Below are 19,175 nucleotides of genomic sequence, written 5' to 3' on the forward strand. Positions count from 1 at the left end.
GAAGGAGATATCGTCAAGCGGCCGCTTGGATACATACCAGCATCGCCGACAATCGATAACTTCGTTACAGCATGGACAAATGTAGGGTTTTCAACCTACTTTAAAAATAGTTTGATAGTTGGTGTATGTACGGTATTTATAGTATTAATACTATCAACACTATCAGGTTATGCCTTAAGCAGATACAAGTTTAAGGGGAAGCGTGCATTCCTTCTAATGCTTTTATGCACACAGTTTATTCCAAGGTCCATGTTGATTATTCCTTTATTTATTATCTTTAAGCATATGGGGTTGATCAGTAACCCGCTTTCATTAATTATTACTTATGCGGCTGTTGAGATCCCGTTTACGACAGTACTAATGAATGGTTTCATCTCAAACGTTCCTCGAGAACTTGAAGAAGCAGCGATGGTGGATGGCTGCAATAAGCTGCAGGCAATCCGCTATGTTATCTTCCCGCTCCTGGTTCCAGGAATCGTAGCAACGAGTGTATTCACCTTCATTTACACTTGGAATGAATTCCTGATTGCCTTGATGCTGACAAACCAGCAGGGCAAGTTTACACTTCCAGTCGGCCTCAGCTATATGATGGGTGAATTTAATATCAACTATGGTGCTTTGGCGGCCGGTAGTGTAATCGCTTTAATTCCAACAGTCCTTATGTTTGCCTATGCGCAAAAGCATTTGGTTAATGGTATGGGTGGAGCTGTCAAAGGGTAATGCAGGGTTTAATAATGCTGGTTTTTATAACAAAACATATATAACAAATCATTGAGGGGGATTTTTGTGTACAATAAGTTTTGGAAAACAGTTGCCGCTACTTCAATGGCTGCTTCATTACTGCTTGCAGGCTGCAGTTCCGATTCCGGCAGCAGTAAAGAAGCAACCACAAAGGAAAAGAAAACAGATCCAAATGAAAAAATTACGTTAACGTTTTGGGATGAAAATGCTGGGCCTCAGCGTACACCAATCTGGGAAGAATTAATCAAACGATTTGAAGAGAAAAATCCTAACATTGACGTTGAATATGTCGGGCTGCCGAAAGACTCGGCAAAAGCGAAGTACGATGCATCCATCGCTGCAGAGGATACCCCTGACGTGGGCAGTGTGCAGACGAGCTGGCTTCCAGAATTTGCATTAAGAGAGGCATTGCTGCCATTAGATTCCTATTACAAAAAATGGGAAGATAAAGACAAAATTAATAAAGGCGCAATCGACTTCAACAAGGAAATCGTTGTTGACCACAAGTTATACGGCATTCCATATACACAAAATCTTGATATCCTTTGGGTCCGTCCTGACTGGTTCAAGGAAAAAAGGACAAAAGTTCCTGAGACATGGGATGAGTTCTTCACTGCCGTTGAACAGCAATCAGACAAAGCTAACAACCGCTATGGTTATACCATCCGCGGTGGTGCTGGCGGATCGTTCCAACTACAGCGTTTGATGTATGCCTACTCGGGTGAAGAGGACTACATTAAAAATGGCAAAAGTACAATCAACAGCAAAAAGAATGTTGAGTTTCTGAAGAAGTATTTTGACTTATATAAAAAATATACTCCGCAAAGTGATATTACAAACGGTTACAAAGAAATGATTGCTGGATTCGATACAGGTGCAGTTGCGATGGTTCAGCATAACATTGGCTCTTTCGGCGAACATAAGGAGGCATTAAAGCCAGATCAGTTCCAAGCCATTCCACTTCCAAAATCGGCTGATGGCAAATATGTAGCAGAAGGCGGAAACACCATTGGGATCAGTGTATTCAAAACAACGAAACACCCAGAAGCAGCATGGAAATTGGCAGCATTCATGAATTCAAAGGACAGCCAATCTTACTGGAACCAGCAGGTTGGGCAGATTCCGACGAACTCTGATGTATTAAGTGAACAATGGGTAAAGGATTCTCCACATATTCAAACAGCATTCAAAGTTTATGATGATCCAAATACCATTCTTTACAAGCCGCCATTCTATCTGCCTGAATATCGTTCCATTCTTGATACAATAGTTGATCCTGGAACACAGGCTGTAATGAGCGGAAAAATGACGGTAGAAGAGTTCCTTGATCAGTGGGCAAAAGCAATTGAAGACGCTCAAAAGAAATACGATGAGCATTTCAAGAAATAAACAATAAAAATAAAGCCGTCTAGAAACTACTTTCGAGACGGCTTTATCTCTTCCAGTTGAAAAAGGGGTTAGTATCTATATGCCTTCCAACAAATTACATGGTGTGAAGACCCTTGAGGACGAATCTATTATTCTAGATATCTTTACACAACAGCGAGAAGATTTTATTAAATAATTCGGAAATAACAGGAGGCACAATCATGAGTTATTCAGAAACCAAAACAACAAATGTAACGGCAGAGATGGCTTTAGAGATGGCTGAAAAAGCATCTAGAACATTGATGAGAACGTTTACACCGGAAGAACTGCCGCCGGCAAATGTGTGGCACTATCATCAGGGGGTTTACCTTTACGGGATGCAGCGTGTTTGGGAGAAAACTCAAAATCAAGAGTATTTTGATTATCTTAAAAGCTATATTGATAATCTCCTAGATGAAGAGGGCAATTTCCTGTTTGAGCGGGACCAGCTGGACTCTATACAAGTAGGGATTTTATTATATCTTTTGTTGAAGGAGACGAAGGACCAACGTTATAAGAAAGCAGCAGATAAACTTAGACAGTTATTCCATACCTTGAACAAAACAAAAGAAGGCGGTTTCTGGCATAAAGACAAATATCCATATCAAATGTGGCTGGATGGTTTGTTTATGGCGGGTCCTTTTGCTTTGATGTACCAGAATGCCTTTAATGAACAAGGGTTAGACGACATGGTTTTATATCAGGAAAAGCTCATGCGGAAAAATATGAAGGATGAAAATTCTGGACTTCTTTACCATGCCTACGATGAAAGCAGAAAGATGCCTTGGGCAAATCCTGTGACAGGGTGCTCACCGGAATTCTGGGGACGTTCGGTTGGCTGGTATGGCACAGCGCTGATTGATATCCTCGATCTTCTTTCAAAGGATCATAGTGGAAGAGGAGAATTAATTTCGTCCTTACAAAGTCTTATTAAAAGCCTTGTAAACTATCAGGACGAAAAAACCGGGATATGGTATCAAATTGTGGACAAAGGAAACTTTGAGGATAACTGGCTGGAATCATCCTGCTCCAGCTTATTCATTTATACCATTGCCAGGGCAGTTGAGCAGGGGTACGTGGGTAAAGAATACCTTGAAGCTGCAATCAAGGGATACCAGGGGTTATTAAATGAGATGATTGAAGTCGATGGTGACTCATTGACGATGAAAGGAATCTGTATCGGAACTTCCGCAGATGTGTATGACTACTACGTTTCTCGTCCAGTGTCCGAAAATGACCTTCATGGTGTTGGTGCCTTTATTTTAGCCAGCATGGCACTAGTAAATATCATTAAATAATAAATTAAAGGAGTGTTCTGGATGAAAAAAACATTTAGCAGTCTTTTAGCGGTATCTTTGTTGGCAATGGGTATTTCTTCGGTTTCAGCATCTTCGTCTGATTTGGGAAGGGAAGTTCTTGCGCCGAAGGATGGCTGGGCCGCATATGACCAGGTAACCACTGGCGGGGCAAACGCGGTTGCCAGCCATGTTTTTACCGTAACAAATAAAGCCGAGCTTCTTAAGGCTCTTGGCGGCGGCATCGATAACACCCCTAAAATTATTTATGTTAAAGGTACAATTGACTTTAATGTAGATTCAAATAACAATCCAATCGAACCTGAGTATTATGCAGATCCAGCGTATGATTATAATGCCTACCTTGAAGCCTATAAGCCTGATGTGTGGGGACACGACAAGGAAGTGTTTGGTCCGCTCGAGGATGCACGTGCACGCTCCGCTCAGAACCAAAAACAGCAGATAGTGGTTAATATTGGCTCAAACACATCGATTATTGGACTGGGCGATGATGCCAAAATAATCGGTGGCAGCTTTATTATGAGCGGAGTGGAAAATATCATTATCCGCAATATCGAATTTCAAGCACCTGTTGATTTCTTCCCTCAATGGGATCCGACAGACGGCGATTTTGGTGAATGGAACTCCGAATATGATAATGTAACGATAACAAATGGCACTCATCATGTCTGGATTGACCATAACAAGTTTACTGATGGAGAACATCATGATGAGGACTTTGGGGAAATTTTTGGAAGAACCTACCAGCAACATGACGGCTTGCTTGATGTGACGAATGGCGCTGATTATGTAACCATTTCTTACAATGTGTTAGAGGACCATGACAAGACCTCGCTTATCGGCTCCAGTGATAGTAAAAAGAGCGACGAGGGACACTTAAAGGTCACGATTCACCATAACTATTACAAAAACCTGACACAGAGGCTGCCAAGGGTCCGTTATGGCCAAGTACATGTTTACAACAATTACTATGAGTTTAATAAAGACTCAGATTATCAGTTTGATTATGCTCTAGGCGTTGGCGTAAACTCAAAAATTTATGCAGAGAACAATTATTTTGATTTTGATTATGATATTGATCCTGGAGAAATTATCAAGGATTGGAAGGGCACTTCGATTTATGAAAGTGGATCGTTTGTAAATGGAAAAAGCTCCGCGAACGAGGTCGATTTAGTCGATGCTTTTAATCAATCACATTCAGTCCAGCTAGATGAAAATGTTGGCTGGGAACCAGCCTTGTTTACGAAAATCCATCCGACACAGGCAGTCCCTGCGCTTGTAAAAGCTAAGGCGGGTACAGGTAAACTAGAATAGGCTGTAAAGAAACCCATAAATTTTTTATGGGTTTCAGCCGTTTTGTGATGGAAGTTTTAGGATGCGAGAGAAAACCCATTTACCAGTCTAGAAAAATAATGTATTTTTAATATTAAGATTATAGTAGAAAAAGGAATGGAGAGGAAGTTGTTGATTTGGAAACGCTTCCTATATTGCCTATGAGAAATAAATTCGTCGTATTTATTAAAAAATATTTTTTATTTTCCTTACGATCCACGATCATTTCGTTATTTCTGCCGGTTATGATATTTTTTATTGCATTTACCGGCTGGATTTCCTATCAGCTGGCTGTGACCCAGCTTGAGGAAAATGCTTATAAAAGTGTAGATAATACGGTATTCCAGACTAAGTCCTATTTAGAAAACAGACTCTATGATGTATTCGAACGGCTGGTTGCTTTCTCAAACGACCCGAAGACATTAGACCTGATAGATTCTGAATTTTCTGAGGTGGATCCAAACGATTACATTTATTTGAACAATTCATTGAAAGTGATTCATCTAAACTACAACACGATTATCGAATCTATTCTTGTTGATATGCATAATGGAAAATTTACTTTATATCGCAGTGATTTCCGGAAGAATTTCAATCAATTTCCTTACAAGAAATATGCAGAACAATATCGTGGCAGCAAGCAAGGGTTTTACTGGCATAATGAGCATCTCGATGATATTTTTGCCAGTAAATCAGAAGTGGTAAGTGTTTTTAAGTTGATAGGCAACGATAAATCCAAAGCAAATGGTATCTTGCTCTTTAATTTACGGAAGAGTTTTTTTGAAAACGTTCTAAATAAATCATTAATTGGGGAACATGGCTATCTTACCCTTGTCAGCCGGGACGGAACCTTTAATTCGAAAACAGTCGCAGACAAATACCGTTTGAATTCAAAGGAATTAAGCTATCTGCAGTCATTGCAGGATGAAAAAGGGCGATATGAGTTTCAAAATGCAGTTGGAAAGAACATGACGATTATCTACGATACAATCGGTGTGAATAAGTGGAAAGTGGCTGCTATATTCCCGACGGACGAGATATTAAAGAAAGTCAATTATATAAAAATTGTAACAGTAATTGTTATTTTAATGTTAACAGCAATAGCTATTTTAATTGCTAACTTTTTGGCTAAATACATTACCAATCCAGTCTCTGTCCTAGTTTCGCAAACGAAACAAATCAATGAAAATAATTTAAATATTACCTTCTCTCATAAAGGTCCTAGAGAAATTGGAATTTTGAAAACAGCATTGGACGATTTATTGGTTAAAATTAATACGCTCCTGGAACAAATTAGACTAGAACAGGATGAAAAGCGGCAGCTCGAGTTCTCGATTATGCATGCACAAATTAATCCTCATTTTCTATATAATACCCTTTATTCCATAAAGGGCTTATCCGATATGGGAATGAATAAAGAAGCCAGCAGTATGATTACAGCACTGTCCAATTTTTTTCGTATTAGTATCAGCAGAGGGAAAGAAATTATCACTTTAGAGGAAGAAATTGCTCATATCCAAAATTATCTTATCATCCAGGAAATGAGATATGGAGATGATTTTTCCTATGAAATTAATATCGATCCCAATCTGTTACCCTGCAGAATTGTAAAACTGACACTGCAGCCTCTGATAGAAAATGCCATCTATCACGGAGTTAAGCAAAAAAGGGGCAAGGGGAAGATCATTATAAAGGGATATGAAATCAGCGATATGGTATGCCTCGAAGTAATCGACAATGGCTCTGGAATCGATAGCGAAAAACTAAGTGTCATAAAGGAAGAGCTTCAGAGCAAAAGGGGCAATTCCCCGACCATTGGAATTGGTCTAAGAAGTGTTCATGAAAGAATCAAGCTGCATTTTGGGGAAGCCTATGGGTTATCAATTGAAAGTGATGCAGGAGCTGGCACAAAGACCCTGGTAAGGATCCCAAAAACACGGGGGGACTTAACAAATGTATAAGGTAGCAATAGTGGATGACGACCGTATTATCCGTAAAGGTTTATCTAGCGTTATACCTTGGACGGAACATGGATTTGAGTTGGTTGGTGTAGGTGCTGATGGTGAGCAAGGTCTGGAAATTATTAAAGAACATGATCCTCATATTGTCATCTCCGATATTCAAATGCCCTTTATGGATGGGCTGGAAATGACTAAGGCGATCAAAGAATATAACCCTAAAACAAAAGTAATTCTGTTAACAGGCTATGAGGATTTTAAATATGCTCACGAGGCAATTAAATTAAAGGCTTATGATTATCTGCTTAAACCAGTAGAAACTAGTGATTTGATTGAAAAACTGAAACAAGCGTCATTAGAATTAGACCTTGAGCTGCAGAAGGAAAATCATATCAACGAGAGTCAACCCTATCTCCAGCAGCAGTTTCTTAAAAGTTTAAGCCTTAACGACTTGACGAATGAAGAAATAGTTATAGAGTTATGTAAACTAGGTGTGGAACCAAAAGGGGCACATTCAGCGGCACTGTATGTCAAAATGGACCAAACAGATTTTGGCCCCCAGACAGACATGCAAACTGTAAAAGACCGTATCATGGAGTATTGCCGAAACATCCTTGACGTTTTTAAGATGGAAGGCTGCGTTGTGAACGCTGAAACGGAGCAATTTGCCGTCTTTCTATTTGGTTCCGATTTACTGGCAGATGATTTTACTGGTGCTATTACGAATGTTACACGTGAATTCCTTTCAACGATACAAGAAAATCTTCATACCACGATTACGATTACAAGTGGGAGAATCTATCATGAACTTGCAGACGTTAGCTGCTCCTATCGAGAATCTGTAAAAGCTATGAACTTCCGTCATCTGGTAGGAATCAATCAAGCTTATTCTATTGAAGAAATTGAAGCTTCCGAGTGTGAGGAAGTGGCTGAACAACTAAAAATTGAAGAAGATTTATTCCGATATATTACACTGGGACTTCCGGAAAAAGTAACGGAGCTGCTAGAGAATGCAAAAATAGAACTTCTGACAAATAAAAGAGTATCCTTGCAGGAAATGGTTTTGTTTGCTGTTAGAGTCATTAGTTTACTATTTTATGAATCATCTAAAATGGCAAAAAACTGGGACTATACCAAGTTTGAAAATGTCGAGAGCAGGGTAGTAAAATTGCAGACCATGGATGAGATCTTTTCAGAAATAAAAATAATGGCTGTCGATTTGGCTGAGTTTATAAAAAAATTAAATGGGAATCAAAAGCACACACTTGTTGATAAGGCGATTAACTTCATTCGTGAAAATTACCACGTCGCCAATGTAAGCCTCCAAACAGTGGCAGAAGAGGTTCATGTGAGCTCAGCCTATCTTAGTAATCTCTTTAAAGTAGAGAAGGGATTTAACTTTGGTGATTTTCTCATTGAAACGAGGATGAAGAAGGCTATGGAGCTTTTTCAAACAACGGATATGAAAACTTACGAGGTCGCTGAAAAGATTGGGTACTCGAACCCCCAATATTTCAGCAGCTGTTTTAAAAAATTTACGGGTTATTCTCCAATCGAATTTAAAAAGCTGAAATAGGCATATTATTTCGGCACTCGGGATAAAAATAAATGACCCTTTAAAAAAACGGAGTGTAATGGAAAAGGGGTGGATAAATTAAATTGCCAAAGATTATTAAGGATTCCAGTTTTATAAGGATACTGATCTTTTTTATTCCATTGGCTGTATCTGCAAGTCTAACATCCATTTCTCATGTTATTATTAATGGAACATTGAGCCGGGCCGACCATGCTGAAGTCATTATTGCCAATTACGCGATTGCCTTCTCTTTATTGGAATCCTTGAACGGCCGGTCTTGGTTTTTAGGCAAACGAGCTCAGCCTTAGCAAAAGGGAAAGCTTCCTTCAACAAAATTGCCGCTTTTTTTATCAAGGTTTCGCTTGTCATAACAGCCCTTTGTGTATTAATTGGTCTTACTCTACTCGGCTCGGGGACCTGGTGTTTAAGTATGGTTTTAATGCGGAGGCGGATTCTATGGCTTCCTTGAAGTTAACCTTTCTTGTTCTTTCAGGCGTCATTTTATTTTCCGGTCTCCGCTGTTTATATCAGGGAATGATTATTAATAAATTGGAAACAAAATGGTTAACAATTGGCGTCGTTATACGGTTAGCAGGCATGTTTGCTGTCGCTGCTTATTTGAACTTGTCTCATCATGCAAATAGTAGTGCTGCAGGCGCGATGATCTTTTTAACTGGAATGGGAATCGAATGCATCATTAGTGTCTGGCGCGGGAATTCGATTGTTAGAGAAAACGATTCGGAAACGGAAACACCTTTGCGACAAAAAGAAATTTCTACTTTTTATTTTCCGTTAGTTTTTTATTTGTCGTTTCAGACCATCATAATCCCCGTGATTTACGCGTTTCTTGGCAAAATTCAAGATGTTCATTTAGGGATTGCTTCATTCGCATTGGCTTTTAGCATTACGAATCTGATACTCAGCTTTTTTATGTACACTCATCAGATTGTCCTGCAATTCTATGAAAAAAACAAACAAACGGTTTTGAAGTGCGTGATGGTTTTCAGTATTGTTCCATCTATCTTTCTGGCAATTCTTAGCTTTACAGCTCTCGGCCCTTGGTTTATGAGAACAGTGTTAAGTGCTGACATGGCATTGGCAGCAGAAAGTCTGCATGTATTAAAATTTTTTATTCTTAAAACCATGGTCTTCCCTTGGGTGGATTACTTTGGCGGCATACTCATGCTTCAAAAAAGTACAAAATCTCTGTTAAAACCGCAAATTTTTAATATGATTGCTGTGGTCCTGGTCATTATTCCATTAGTGTATTGGAATCCGGCGCTAAATGGTAAGGCAGGTGCTATTGCCGCTTCAACAGGTGAATTAATCGGCCTGCTGGCTGTTTACTTCGTTGTAACCCGAAGGCAAAAAATCACTAAGGTGGCAGAACAGAAAACGGTTTAGTTTTTTTGAGAAAATTGTTAACGTTAACATTTTTAGTTTACATATTTTCTATCATTTGTTAGACTGAATTTATAGAAAATTGTTAACGATAACAAAATGTACATAGGAAGGTGCTCGAAGTGGAAAAATTCATGGGTCCAAATTTTTTATTGAAAAATGAAACCGCTGTCTCTTTATATCATGATGTTGCGAAGGAAATGCCAATTATTGATTATCATTGCCACTTAAGCCCAAAAGAAATCTATGAAAATAAGAAATTTAAAAATATTACAGAAGCATGGCTTTATGGTGATCACTATAAATGGCGAGCAATGAGAGCTAATGGGATACCCGAGGAATATATAACCGGCAACGCCAGCGACTATGAGAAATTTTTAGCCTGGGCAAGAACTGTTCCGATGACAATTGGCAACCCATTATATAACTGGACACATTTAGAGTTACAACGATTTTTTGGTATCTATGATATCCTGAACGAACAGAGTGCACCTGAAATTTGGGGAAAAGGAAATGCTTTACTAAATGGAGAAGGCTTTTCTGTCCGTGAACTAATCGTGAAGTCTAATGTGCGAGTAATCTGTACAACAGATGACCCGGTTGACAGTTTGGAATATCATACGCTGTTAAAGGATGAAAAGGATTTCCCAGTTAGTGTTGTACCGGGATTCAGACCTGATAAGGGACTTGAAATAAACCGTGAAGGTTTTCTTGATTGGGTGGAAAAACTAAAGGTAGCCTCTAACATTGAAATTAACACGTTTGAAGACTATCTTGCAGCATTAGAAGCACGAGTTCAGTTCTTTCATGAAGCCGGAGGCACTGTTTCCGATCATGCATTAGATTCCATGGTTTGTGAAGAAGCTGCCTTTGAAGAGGTTGCTCAAATTTTTGAACAAAGGTTATCAGGCAGCGTGATTCCTCTTGAAGCAGAAAGGAAATTCAAGACTTACACACTTATCTTCCTTGGCAAGCTGTATGCAGAACTGGGCTGGGCGATGCAATTCCATATTAATGCTCATCGGAATAACAATTCGAGAATGTTTCACAAACTTGGTCCTGATACCGGTTACGATTCTATTAATGATGATCAAATTGCCAAACCATTGGTAAGGATTCTTGATTCCTTAGAACAAGAAAACAAGCTTCCAAAAACCATCCTTTATTCGTTGAATCCAACCGATAACTTTGTGATTGCGAGCATTATCAATAGTTTTCAAGACGGAACCACGCCTGGAAAAATACAATTTGGCACGGCATGGTGGTTCAATGATACGAAAGATGGAATGCTGGATCAGATGAAGGCATTGTCTAATGTAGGTCTCTTCAGCAGGTTCATTGGTATGCTTACAGACTCGAGAAGCTTTTTATCTTATACTAGACATGAATATTTCCGCAGGCTGATATGCAACTTAATCGGAGAATGGGTCGAGTACGGCGAAGTCCCAAATGATATGGAGCTGCTGGGCAGAATCGTCCAAGGCATCTGTTACAACAATGCCAAAGACTACTTTAATTTTAAAATCGCAGAGCCAGCTGGCACCCTAAACTAAATGATTAAGATGATTTCATGCTTTAGAGGCAGAAAAAGGAGCTTACAAAGATGGTTACCATAAAGGATATTGCTAAATTAGCCAACGTATCACATACAACGGTTTCAAGGGCACTTAACAACAGCCCATTAATCAAAGAGCCGACAAAAAGAAAAATCCTTGAGATTGCCTCTCAGCTGAACTACACACCAAATTTTAATGCGAAAAGCCTAGTGATGCAGAAATCCTATACAATTGGATTATTTTTAACCAGCATTAGCAATGGGACATCAGCAAGTTTTCTTGCTGATACCATAAAGGGTGTCAATAGCATCATAACACAAGATNNATTATAACCTGTTCATTCGGGGGATTGATGACTATCAAGACTATTCCAGTATTAATCGGCAAAGGTTTGATGGAATTATCCTAATGAGCCAAAGCGTCCGCGACAACTCGTTTATCTATCATGTTCGTCAAAAAGGCATTCCGCTGGTTGTACTTAATAGGGAGATAGAAGAGGATGATCTTATTAATATTTTAAGCAATGATACTGAGGGATCTCGCCAGGCAGTGGAGTACCTGTTAGAGAATGGCCATCGGGATATCGCTATTATCGAAGGAACTCCAAGCTTTAAATCATCACAAATGCGCAAAGAGGGCTACTTGAAAGCATTAATTGATTATGGAATCCCTATTAAAAAAGAATACTCCGTACAGGGAAATTATGATATGGAAAGCGGATACCAAGCAATGGAAAGGCTGTTGTCCCTGAAGGAACCTCCAACCGCTGTATTCTGCTCAAACGATGATATGGCCATTGGGGCCATTCATTCGGTATTTGCCAAAGGATTAAAGGTACCCGATGACATTTCTATCTTTGGCTTTGATGATATCGGTTTTTCCCAATATACAACACCAAGATTAACTACAGTGAAACGCCCTTTGGAACCAATTAGCATCCTTGGTGCCAAGAAAATGCTATCGATTATGCTCGGTAGTGAGAAGGGTTACGAAAAGATTTTCTTAAAAACAGAACTGATTATTAGGGATTCGGTTAAGAAAATGAATTAACTTATTGCTATGGGTTTATCCGTAGCGGTGTGTCTAAAAATGTTCACGTGTGCATTTTATATTTTTGTCAATAAGGGGTTGTGGGCTATGCAAAGATTAAATCGAAGGAATTATAAGGAATACGAAATTTATCCGGAAAAAATCCTTCAATTTGGTGAGGGGAACTTTCTAAGAGGGTTTGTTGACTGGCAAGTTCAGGTCCTTAACCAGAAAACCGATTTTAATGGCAGTGTTGTTGTAGTTCAGCCAAGAGGATCTGAGAAGATCGAGAGGCTTAACCGTCAAGATGGGTTGTTTACACTTTATTTACAGGGTATCAAGGATGGCCGCCCTGTTAACGAACATATGGTAATTGATTCGATCAGCCGTGGAATTAACCTTTTTACGGATTATCAGGCGTATATCGAGCTGGCTGCAAAAGAGGAACTTCGCTTTATCATAAGCAATACTACAGAGGCCGGCATTACTTATGACCCTGAGGATAAATTGGAGGAACAGCCTCAGAAGAGTTTTCCCGGAAAATTGACTGCCTTCCTATATTATCGATTCAAAGCTTTTTCCGGAGACCAACAACGAGGCTGTATCATTATTCCCTGTGAACTGATTGAAAATAACGGGAAGGTCCTGAAGGAGATTGTTCTAAAATATGCCCAAGACTGGAATCTTGGCAGCGGCTTTATCAATTGGATCGAGAATGCAAATACGTTTTGCTCGAGTCTGGTTGATCGAATTGTCCCTGGATTTCCTTCAGACACCATCCATGAAAAAACGGCGGAGCTTGGCTATCAGGATGAATTAATGGTGGTGGGTGAACAGTACCATCTGTGGGTAATAGAAGGACCTGAATTTATCAAACACGTGCTTCCAGTAGAAGGTACGGGATTAAATACGATGGTTGTAAAGGATTTAACTCCATTCCGAACTCGTAAAGTCAGGATTCTAAACGGGGCTCACACAGCGATGACACCTGTAGCTTATTTATCTGGATTAGAAACGGTTGAAGAAGCAGTAATTGACAATGAAGTAGGATTATTTATCAGAGAACTGATAACCGAGGAAATCGTACCTACCCTGGAAGGGAATGCTGCGGAACTCGGATTCTACGCAGAGGAAGTCCTAAGCCGGTTTGCGAACCCATATATTAAGCATTATTTAATGAGTATATCCTTAAATTCGATTTCTAAGTTTATTACGAGAAATTTGCCTTCGCTTATTGATTACATCGAGAAGACTAACGTTCTTCCGATGAGAATGGTTTTTGCTTTGAGCTGCCTTATCTTCTTTTACCGAGGAAAACGGGGAGAAGAAAGCATCAGTTTGCAGGATCGACCTGAAACACTGCAATTCTTTCAATCTACTTGGAACATGTATGAAAATCAGGAAATTGAGTTAAACGAGCTAGTCGAAAGTGTACTAAGTGAAAAGAATCTCTGGGATATGGACCTTGATGAGATTTCAAATCTATCAAGCACGGTAACGAAACACCTCAGTGATATCGAACAACTGGGAGTAAGGAGTGCACTAAAAGAATTATCGAAAACATTGATTAATAAATAAGGAGGGCTGGGATTGATGAGAGATTACCTTAAAATTCATGATAACGATAATGTCATTCTAGCTTTAAAAGATTTAAAGAAGGATGAACAGCTGAATGTTGACGGGGTAATGATTCAATTAAAAGAAGCGACCTACCGGGGACATAAGGTGGCCATCAAAGAAATCCGGAAAAATGAAGATATCATCAAATATGGGTACCCGATTGGCCACGCCTTGACAGGGATTGCCCCAGGCGAACTTGTCCATACCCATAATACGAAAACAAATTTATCCGGTACCGAGGAATACCAATACCATCCAGTTCAAACCATAAATACATTTAAAGAAGAAAAGCGGACCTTTAAGGGCTATCGACGTGAAAATGGGTCAGTAGGGATTCGAAATGAACTTTGGATTGTTCCGACAGTAGGCTGCGTGAATGGAATTGCAGAAAAAATTATTAAACAATTTGAAAAATATGTGGGCCACAATAGCCCCTTTGATAATGTTCTAGTTTTAAAGCATAGTTATGGATGTTCCCAGCTGGGGGATGACCATGAAAATACAAAACAGATTTTGGTGAATGCCGTCAGCCATCCGAATGCAGGCGGAGTCCTTGTATTAGGGCTTGGCTGTGAAAACAATGAACTCCCTGCATTTAAAAAAGCACTTGGTAGTGTGAATGAAAATAGAGTTAAATTTCTAATCTCACAGGCGGTTACCGATGAAATTGAAGAAGGCTTTAAATTAGTAATGGAACTCTATGAAGAAGCAAAACAGGATAAAAGGGAGGATATCCCACTGTCAGAATTAAGAATAGGTTTAAAATGCGGTGGTTCTGATGGTTTCTCTGGCATAACGGCGAATCCGCTCCTTGGCAGATTTTCTGATTACCTCATTGCCCAAGGTGGCACAACGGTTCTTACCGAAGTTCCGGAAATGTTTGGTGCGGAAAAAATTCTAATGGAACGTGCAGCAAATGAAGAGGTATTTCACAAAGTAGTCGGTTTAATTAATGATTTTAAAGAATATTTCCTTCAACATAATCAGCCAGTTTATGAGAACCCATCTCCCGGAAATAAGGCTGGCGGGATCACAACCCTTGAGGATAAATCACTTGGCTGCACACAGAAGGCTGGCACGTCAACAGTTGTGGATGTCCTGAAGTACGGGGAGGTTCTGAAAACAAAAGGACTAAACCTTCTTAGTGCACCTGGAAATGATTTAATTGCTTCGACAGCGCTTGCTGCCGCAGGATGTCAAATGGTTCTGTTCACTACAGGAAGGGGAACACCGTTCGGAACCTTTGTTCCGACCGTTAAGATTTCTACAAACACCCAGATTTATGAAACAAAACCTCATTGGATCGATTTTAATGCCGGCACTTTATTGGAAGACCATATCTCGGCAGACCAAGTTCTGAATAATTTTGTTGATTATATCGTCCATGTGGCAAGTGGTGAAATGGCGAATAACGAAAAGAATGACTTTCGTGAAATCTCTATTTTTAAAAGCGGCGTGACATTATAAATCTGTGTTGTTCATCTCTACTAACTGAATTCTTGCAAAAAATAATTGTCATAGTAAGTGTACTTCCTATGGAGGCAGGTATTTTAACAGGAATCCTTGAAGAATTTGGTCCGCAGCAGACCGTTTCTTTTGCTACAGCAGCCTCGGCACTGAAACACACTATTCACGGTGACTGTAATATATTCACAAAAGAGGAAGTATTTCGCTTTGCTGACAGTGCCCCTGGAAAAATTGTTCGGTAGTTTTTCTTAATAAATGGCTTTTTTCGTAAACTTTGTTGTTCTTAGTACTCAATGTGACCACATATAGGCTGATTCGGACAGCTTTGATGAAACCAAGCCCAATCGAGTCCGAATAAGAGGCTCATTCGGACAGCTTTGATGAAACCAAGCCCAATCGAGTCCGAATCAGCACCCCATTCAAATAACCAATAAATTGATGGTAAAGGAGAAATGGAAGATGGAAACACGTTACGCGACTCATCCGGAAGATATGAAAAAATATACAACTGAAGAGTTAAGAAGAGAATTTTTAGTAGAAACCCTTTTTGAGCCGGGGCAGGTTCACTTAACCTATACTCACAATGACCGCATGATTTTCGGCGGGGTTACACCGGCAGAAGGCGAATTGACTATTAAATTGGATAAAGAATTGGGTGTTGAGTATTTCCTTGAGCGCCGTGAACTAGGAATCATTAACATCGGAGGGGATGGGTTTGTCATCCTTGATGGGAAAGAATATGACATGAAGGCTCGAGATGGATTGTACGTTGGAAAGGGAACCAGAGAAGTACTGTTCCTCTCAAAGGATGCCAGCAATCCGGCTAAATTCTATATTAATTCTACCCCGGCTCATCATTCGTATCCTACAGTTAAAATCGATATTAATGAAATTGTACCTCTAGAAACCGGTGAGCCTGGTACTTTGAACGAGCGGAAAATTTATCAATATGTTCATCCAAATGTATGTGAAAGCTGCCAGCTTCAAATGGGTTTGACGATGTTGTCCCCAGGCAGTGTTTGGAATACTATGCCGTGCCATACACATGAACGCCGTATGGAAGTATACCTATACTTCGATATGGAACCAGAAACACGTGTATTTCACTTTATGGGCAAACCGGACGAAACAAGGCATTTAATTCTTAAAAACGAACAGGCGGTCATCTCGCCAAGCTGGTCGATTCATACGGGGACAGCAACAAGCAACTACACGTTCATTTGGGGAATGTGCGGAGAGAACATCACTTATACTGACATGGATTTTGTAAAAATGAAAGATTTGAGATAATAATTTAAAGGAATTAAGGAACGGAGGTTATCATAATGTCTAATGAACTTAACTCTTTTTCACTAGATTACTTCAGCCTTAAAGGAAAAGTTGCCATCGTGACTGGGGGCAATAAGGGTCTTGGGCAAGCGTACGCCGCTGCACTGGCCAAGGCAGGGGCAGATCTTTTTGTAGTTGCACGGAGCGGGGACTGGCAGGAAACAAAGAAACTGATTGAAGAGACCGGCCAACGTGCTGTATTTTTCCAAGCAGATTTAAGTGACAGGATAAAAGTAAAACAAGTAGCTTCAGAATGCCTTAAGGAATTTGGAAGAATTGATATCCTGGTGAATAACGCGGGAACTATCCGCAGGGCACCGCTGCTGGAATACAAAGAGGAAGATTGGGATGACGTCCTGGAAATCAATCTTAATTCTTTGTACCTCCTCAGCCAGGAGGCAGCAAAGGTTATGGCCGAACAAAAATCGGGAAAGATCATCAATATTGCTTCCATGCTTTCATTCCAGGGGGGTAAATTTGTTCCTCCTTATACGGCCAGCAAGCATGCTGTAGCCGGCCTTACCAAGGCGTTTGCTAATGAATTGGCTGAGTATAATATTCAAATCAATGCCATAGCACCAGGATATATTGCTACGGATAATACTGCACTGATTCGTGCGGACGAAAAACGCAATGCGGAAATTCTTTCTCGGATCCCGGCTGGACGCTGGGCTAATCCGGCAGACTTGATGGGTGTTGTGGTGTTCCTGGCTAGTGAGGCATCTAATTATATGAACGGACATGTGCTAACAGTTGATGGAGGGTGGCTTGCCAGATAACTCGGCAAGAGGCAAAATAAAAAATCAAAAAGCCGTACCAGACTTTTTTGGTACGGTTTCTTTATAGAACGAAAGAGGTGTATTCGTATGAATTTAGGGATTAGAGCCCATGATATCGAAACCAATTTGTTAGAAAAGTTGGTAAATGATATAGCTGATAAAGGATTGACCAGTGTTCAACTTGCTTTAAGTAAGTCCTTGCCGACACTTTATCCAGGATTAGGAAGTCTATCTCCGGGTCTTGCCCGCCATATTGGAAACGCCTTTTCTCACACAGGGCTTCAGATTGCCGTTTTGGGCTGTTATTTTAATATGATTCATCCAGACCAAGTAGAGAGAAGAAAAGGGATTGATCGTTTCAAAGAGCATCTAAGATTTGCAAGAGATTTTGGCTGTAGCATTGTTGGGACAGAAACAGGAAACGTCAATGCGGAGATTGTTTACACAGAAGAAAACTTTAGAGAAAAGCCTTTTATGGAGGTAGTTGAAAGTGTTTCAGAACTAGTAAAAGAGGCAGAAAAATTTGGTGTCATTGTAGGAGTAGAAGCGGGAGTTAATCATCCTATTTATTCTGTCCAAACAATGAAATGTCTTTTAGATATAATTGACTCTCATAATCTCCAAGTTATTTTTGATCCGGTTAATCTGTTAAGCATTGATAACTATATTAATCAAGAAGAAATTTTTGAAGAGGCATTTGAATTATTGGGAGACAGAATGGTTATTTTCCATGCCAAAGACTTTATTGTTGAGGGCAGCTCATTAATACAAGTTCCAGTAGGGCAAGGTTTGTTAAATTACGATAAGTTATTTGCCTTAATTAAGCACAAAAAACCATTTATCAATATTTTGATAGAAGGAACAAAGGAACCGTTTATTGGTGAAAGCATTGCCTATTTGAGACGGAAATACGAAAAGTAGTAAATTAATTATGGCTTAATATATATTTAGGGAAAAGAATCTGACTAACTATTAACTATTATTTACATTCAAAGCTATTTGTTAAAATAAATATAAAAATAATTATGAAAAAGAGGTTAAATTAAATCACTATTAGGCTTTATTTCACCCATGAGGCTTTTTCCTATATATATCTATTTTTTATTTTTGTTTTTAGCCTAGTTCCGCTCAACATAAAAAGTTGCTATTTCTACTCTTTAACCGCACGGTGATTATTTCACTCGTGTGGTTTTTTGATATTTTTCAAAAACTTATGCTGCACTACCTTAAATTTGGATAAAGATATGGAATCTCCAATCCAAAAAGTTATATTTGAGAGTGTAAGTAATATCGAAGAGGTTCATTTCACAAATCAGAAAGATGCAAGGCTATGGGGGCTGATTAAAAAACCATTTACCCACAATCACACAACTAGTTTATAATAAAAGGATGTCCAAATTGGATAGTAGAGTCTATTCCTATGAAACTAAAAAGATTTAAGTAGGTGAATGAAAATCGATGTCATTGAAACAAGGGTGAGAAGTTTTATTGAAGATATACAACACCCTAAACAAAAAAAGAAAATTAATATTAATGATTTAGAAATTCAGTTGCGCAAGCGTTTGGATGATTATTTTGAAATGGACGGTTATTCGTTGTTTTATCGTGCCATTGAAACATTACAAGTAGAAGGACAACTTATCCCTATTCAAAATAATCAATAC

Annotated in this window: 15 protein-coding genes and 2 pseudogenes; all 17 read left to right on the plus strand. The window is 39.3% G+C overall.

Translation table 11 applies throughout. The features are described 5' to 3' along the window. On the plus strand, positions 1-720 hold a 720-nt coding region (locus V7137_RS05800; protein ID WP_335697186.1), incomplete at its 5' end, for a carbohydrate ABC transporter permease. A 66-nt stretch (positions 721-786) separates the two neighbouring features. Next, entirely contained in the window at positions 787-2,130 is a 1,344-nt protein-coding gene (locus V7137_RS05805) for an ABC transporter substrate-binding protein (protein ID WP_335697187.1), read from the plus strand. A gap of 200 nt (positions 2,131-2,330) precedes the next feature. Then, complete coding sequence (locus tag V7137_RS05810; protein ID WP_335697188.1) at positions 2,331-3,446, plus strand: glycoside hydrolase family 88/105 protein; 1,116 nt, start codon at positions 2,331-2,333, stop codon at positions 3,444-3,446. Positions 3,447-3,467: 21 nt separating this feature from the next. Then, positions 3,468-4,778 carry a pectate lyase family protein gene (locus V7137_RS05815; RefSeq protein ID WP_335697189.1) on the plus strand — a complete coding sequence of 437 codons (1,311 nt, stop codon included), beginning with the start codon at positions 3,468-3,470 and terminating at the stop codon, positions 4,776-4,778. Between the two features lie 155 nt (positions 4,779-4,933). Next, the gene (locus V7137_RS05820) at positions 4,934-6,757 is read left to right on the plus strand and encodes a sensor histidine kinase (RefSeq protein WP_335697190.1); all 1,824 of its coding nucleotides are present in this window, start codon (positions 4,934-4,936) and stop codon (positions 6,755-6,757) included. Next, on the plus strand, positions 6,750-8,330 hold the full coding sequence (locus V7137_RS05825) for a response regulator transcription factor (RefSeq protein WP_335697191.1): 1,581 nt from the start codon (positions 6,750-6,752) through the stop codon (positions 8,328-8,330). The genes V7137_RS05820 and V7137_RS05825 overlap by 8 nt, the downstream gene beginning before the upstream one ends. 83 nt (positions 8,331-8,413) lie before the next feature. Further along, positions 8,414-8,638, plus strand: a complete 225-nt coding sequence (locus V7137_RS05830) for a hypothetical protein (RefSeq protein WP_335697192.1) — start codon at positions 8,414-8,416, stop codon at positions 8,636-8,638. Positions 8,639-8,786: 148 nt separating this feature from the next. Then, entirely contained in the window at positions 8,787-9,734 is a 948-nt protein-coding gene (locus V7137_RS05835) for a hypothetical protein (protein ID WP_335697193.1), read from the plus strand. A gap of 119 nt (positions 9,735-9,853) precedes the next feature. Then, the gene (gene uxaC / locus V7137_RS05840) at positions 9,854-11,284 is read left to right on the plus strand and encodes a glucuronate isomerase (RefSeq protein WP_335697194.1); all 1,431 of its coding nucleotides are present in this window, start codon (positions 9,854-9,856) and stop codon (positions 11,282-11,284) included. Positions 11,285-11,334: 50 nt separating this feature from the next. Then, a pseudogene (locus tag V7137_RS05845) lies at positions 11,335-12,337 on the plus strand (LacI family DNA-binding transcriptional regulator). An 87-nt stretch (positions 12,338-12,424) separates the two neighbouring features. Beyond that, positions 12,425-13,894 (plus strand): tagaturonate reductase, encoded by a 1,470-nt coding sequence (locus V7137_RS05850; RefSeq protein WP_335697195.1) that lies wholly within the window; start codon positions 12,425-12,427, stop codon positions 13,892-13,894. 15 nt (positions 13,895-13,909) lie between these two features. After that, positions 13,910-15,403, plus strand: a complete 1,494-nt coding sequence (locus V7137_RS05855) for a UxaA family hydrolase (protein WP_335697199.1) — start codon at positions 13,910-13,912, stop codon at positions 15,401-15,403. 68 nt (positions 15,404-15,471) lie between these two features. After that, entirely contained in the window at positions 15,472-15,645 is a 174-nt protein-coding gene (locus tag V7137_RS05860; RefSeq protein ID WP_335697196.1) for a hypothetical protein, read from the plus strand. A gap of 217 nt (positions 15,646-15,862) precedes the next feature. Beyond that, positions 15,863-16,693, plus strand: coding sequence for a 5-dehydro-4-deoxy-D-glucuronate isomerase (gene kduI / locus V7137_RS05865; RefSeq protein WP_335697197.1), 831 nt, complete (start codon positions 15,863-15,865; stop codon positions 16,691-16,693). Between the two features lie 35 nt (positions 16,694-16,728). Then, entirely contained in the window at positions 16,729-17,511 is a 783-nt protein-coding gene (gene kduD, locus V7137_RS05870; protein ID WP_335697198.1) for a 2-dehydro-3-deoxy-D-gluconate 5-dehydrogenase KduD, read from the plus strand. A gap of 81 nt (positions 17,512-17,592) precedes the next feature. After that, on the plus strand, positions 17,593-18,432 hold the full coding sequence (locus V7137_RS05875; protein ID WP_335697200.1) for a sugar phosphate isomerase/epimerase family protein: 840 nt from the start codon (positions 17,593-17,595) through the stop codon (positions 18,430-18,432). A gap of 527 nt (positions 18,433-18,959) precedes the next feature. After that, positions 18,960-19,175 (plus strand): annotated as a pseudogene (locus V7137_RS05880) (Wadjet anti-phage system protein JetD domain-containing protein); the annotation flags it as partial.

It is taken from the genome of Neobacillus drentensis (genome assembly GCF_036962765.1).
In the GTDB taxonomy this organism is placed as follows: Bacteria; Bacillota; Bacilli; order Bacillales; family Cytobacillaceae; genus Neobacillus; species Neobacillus drentensis_C.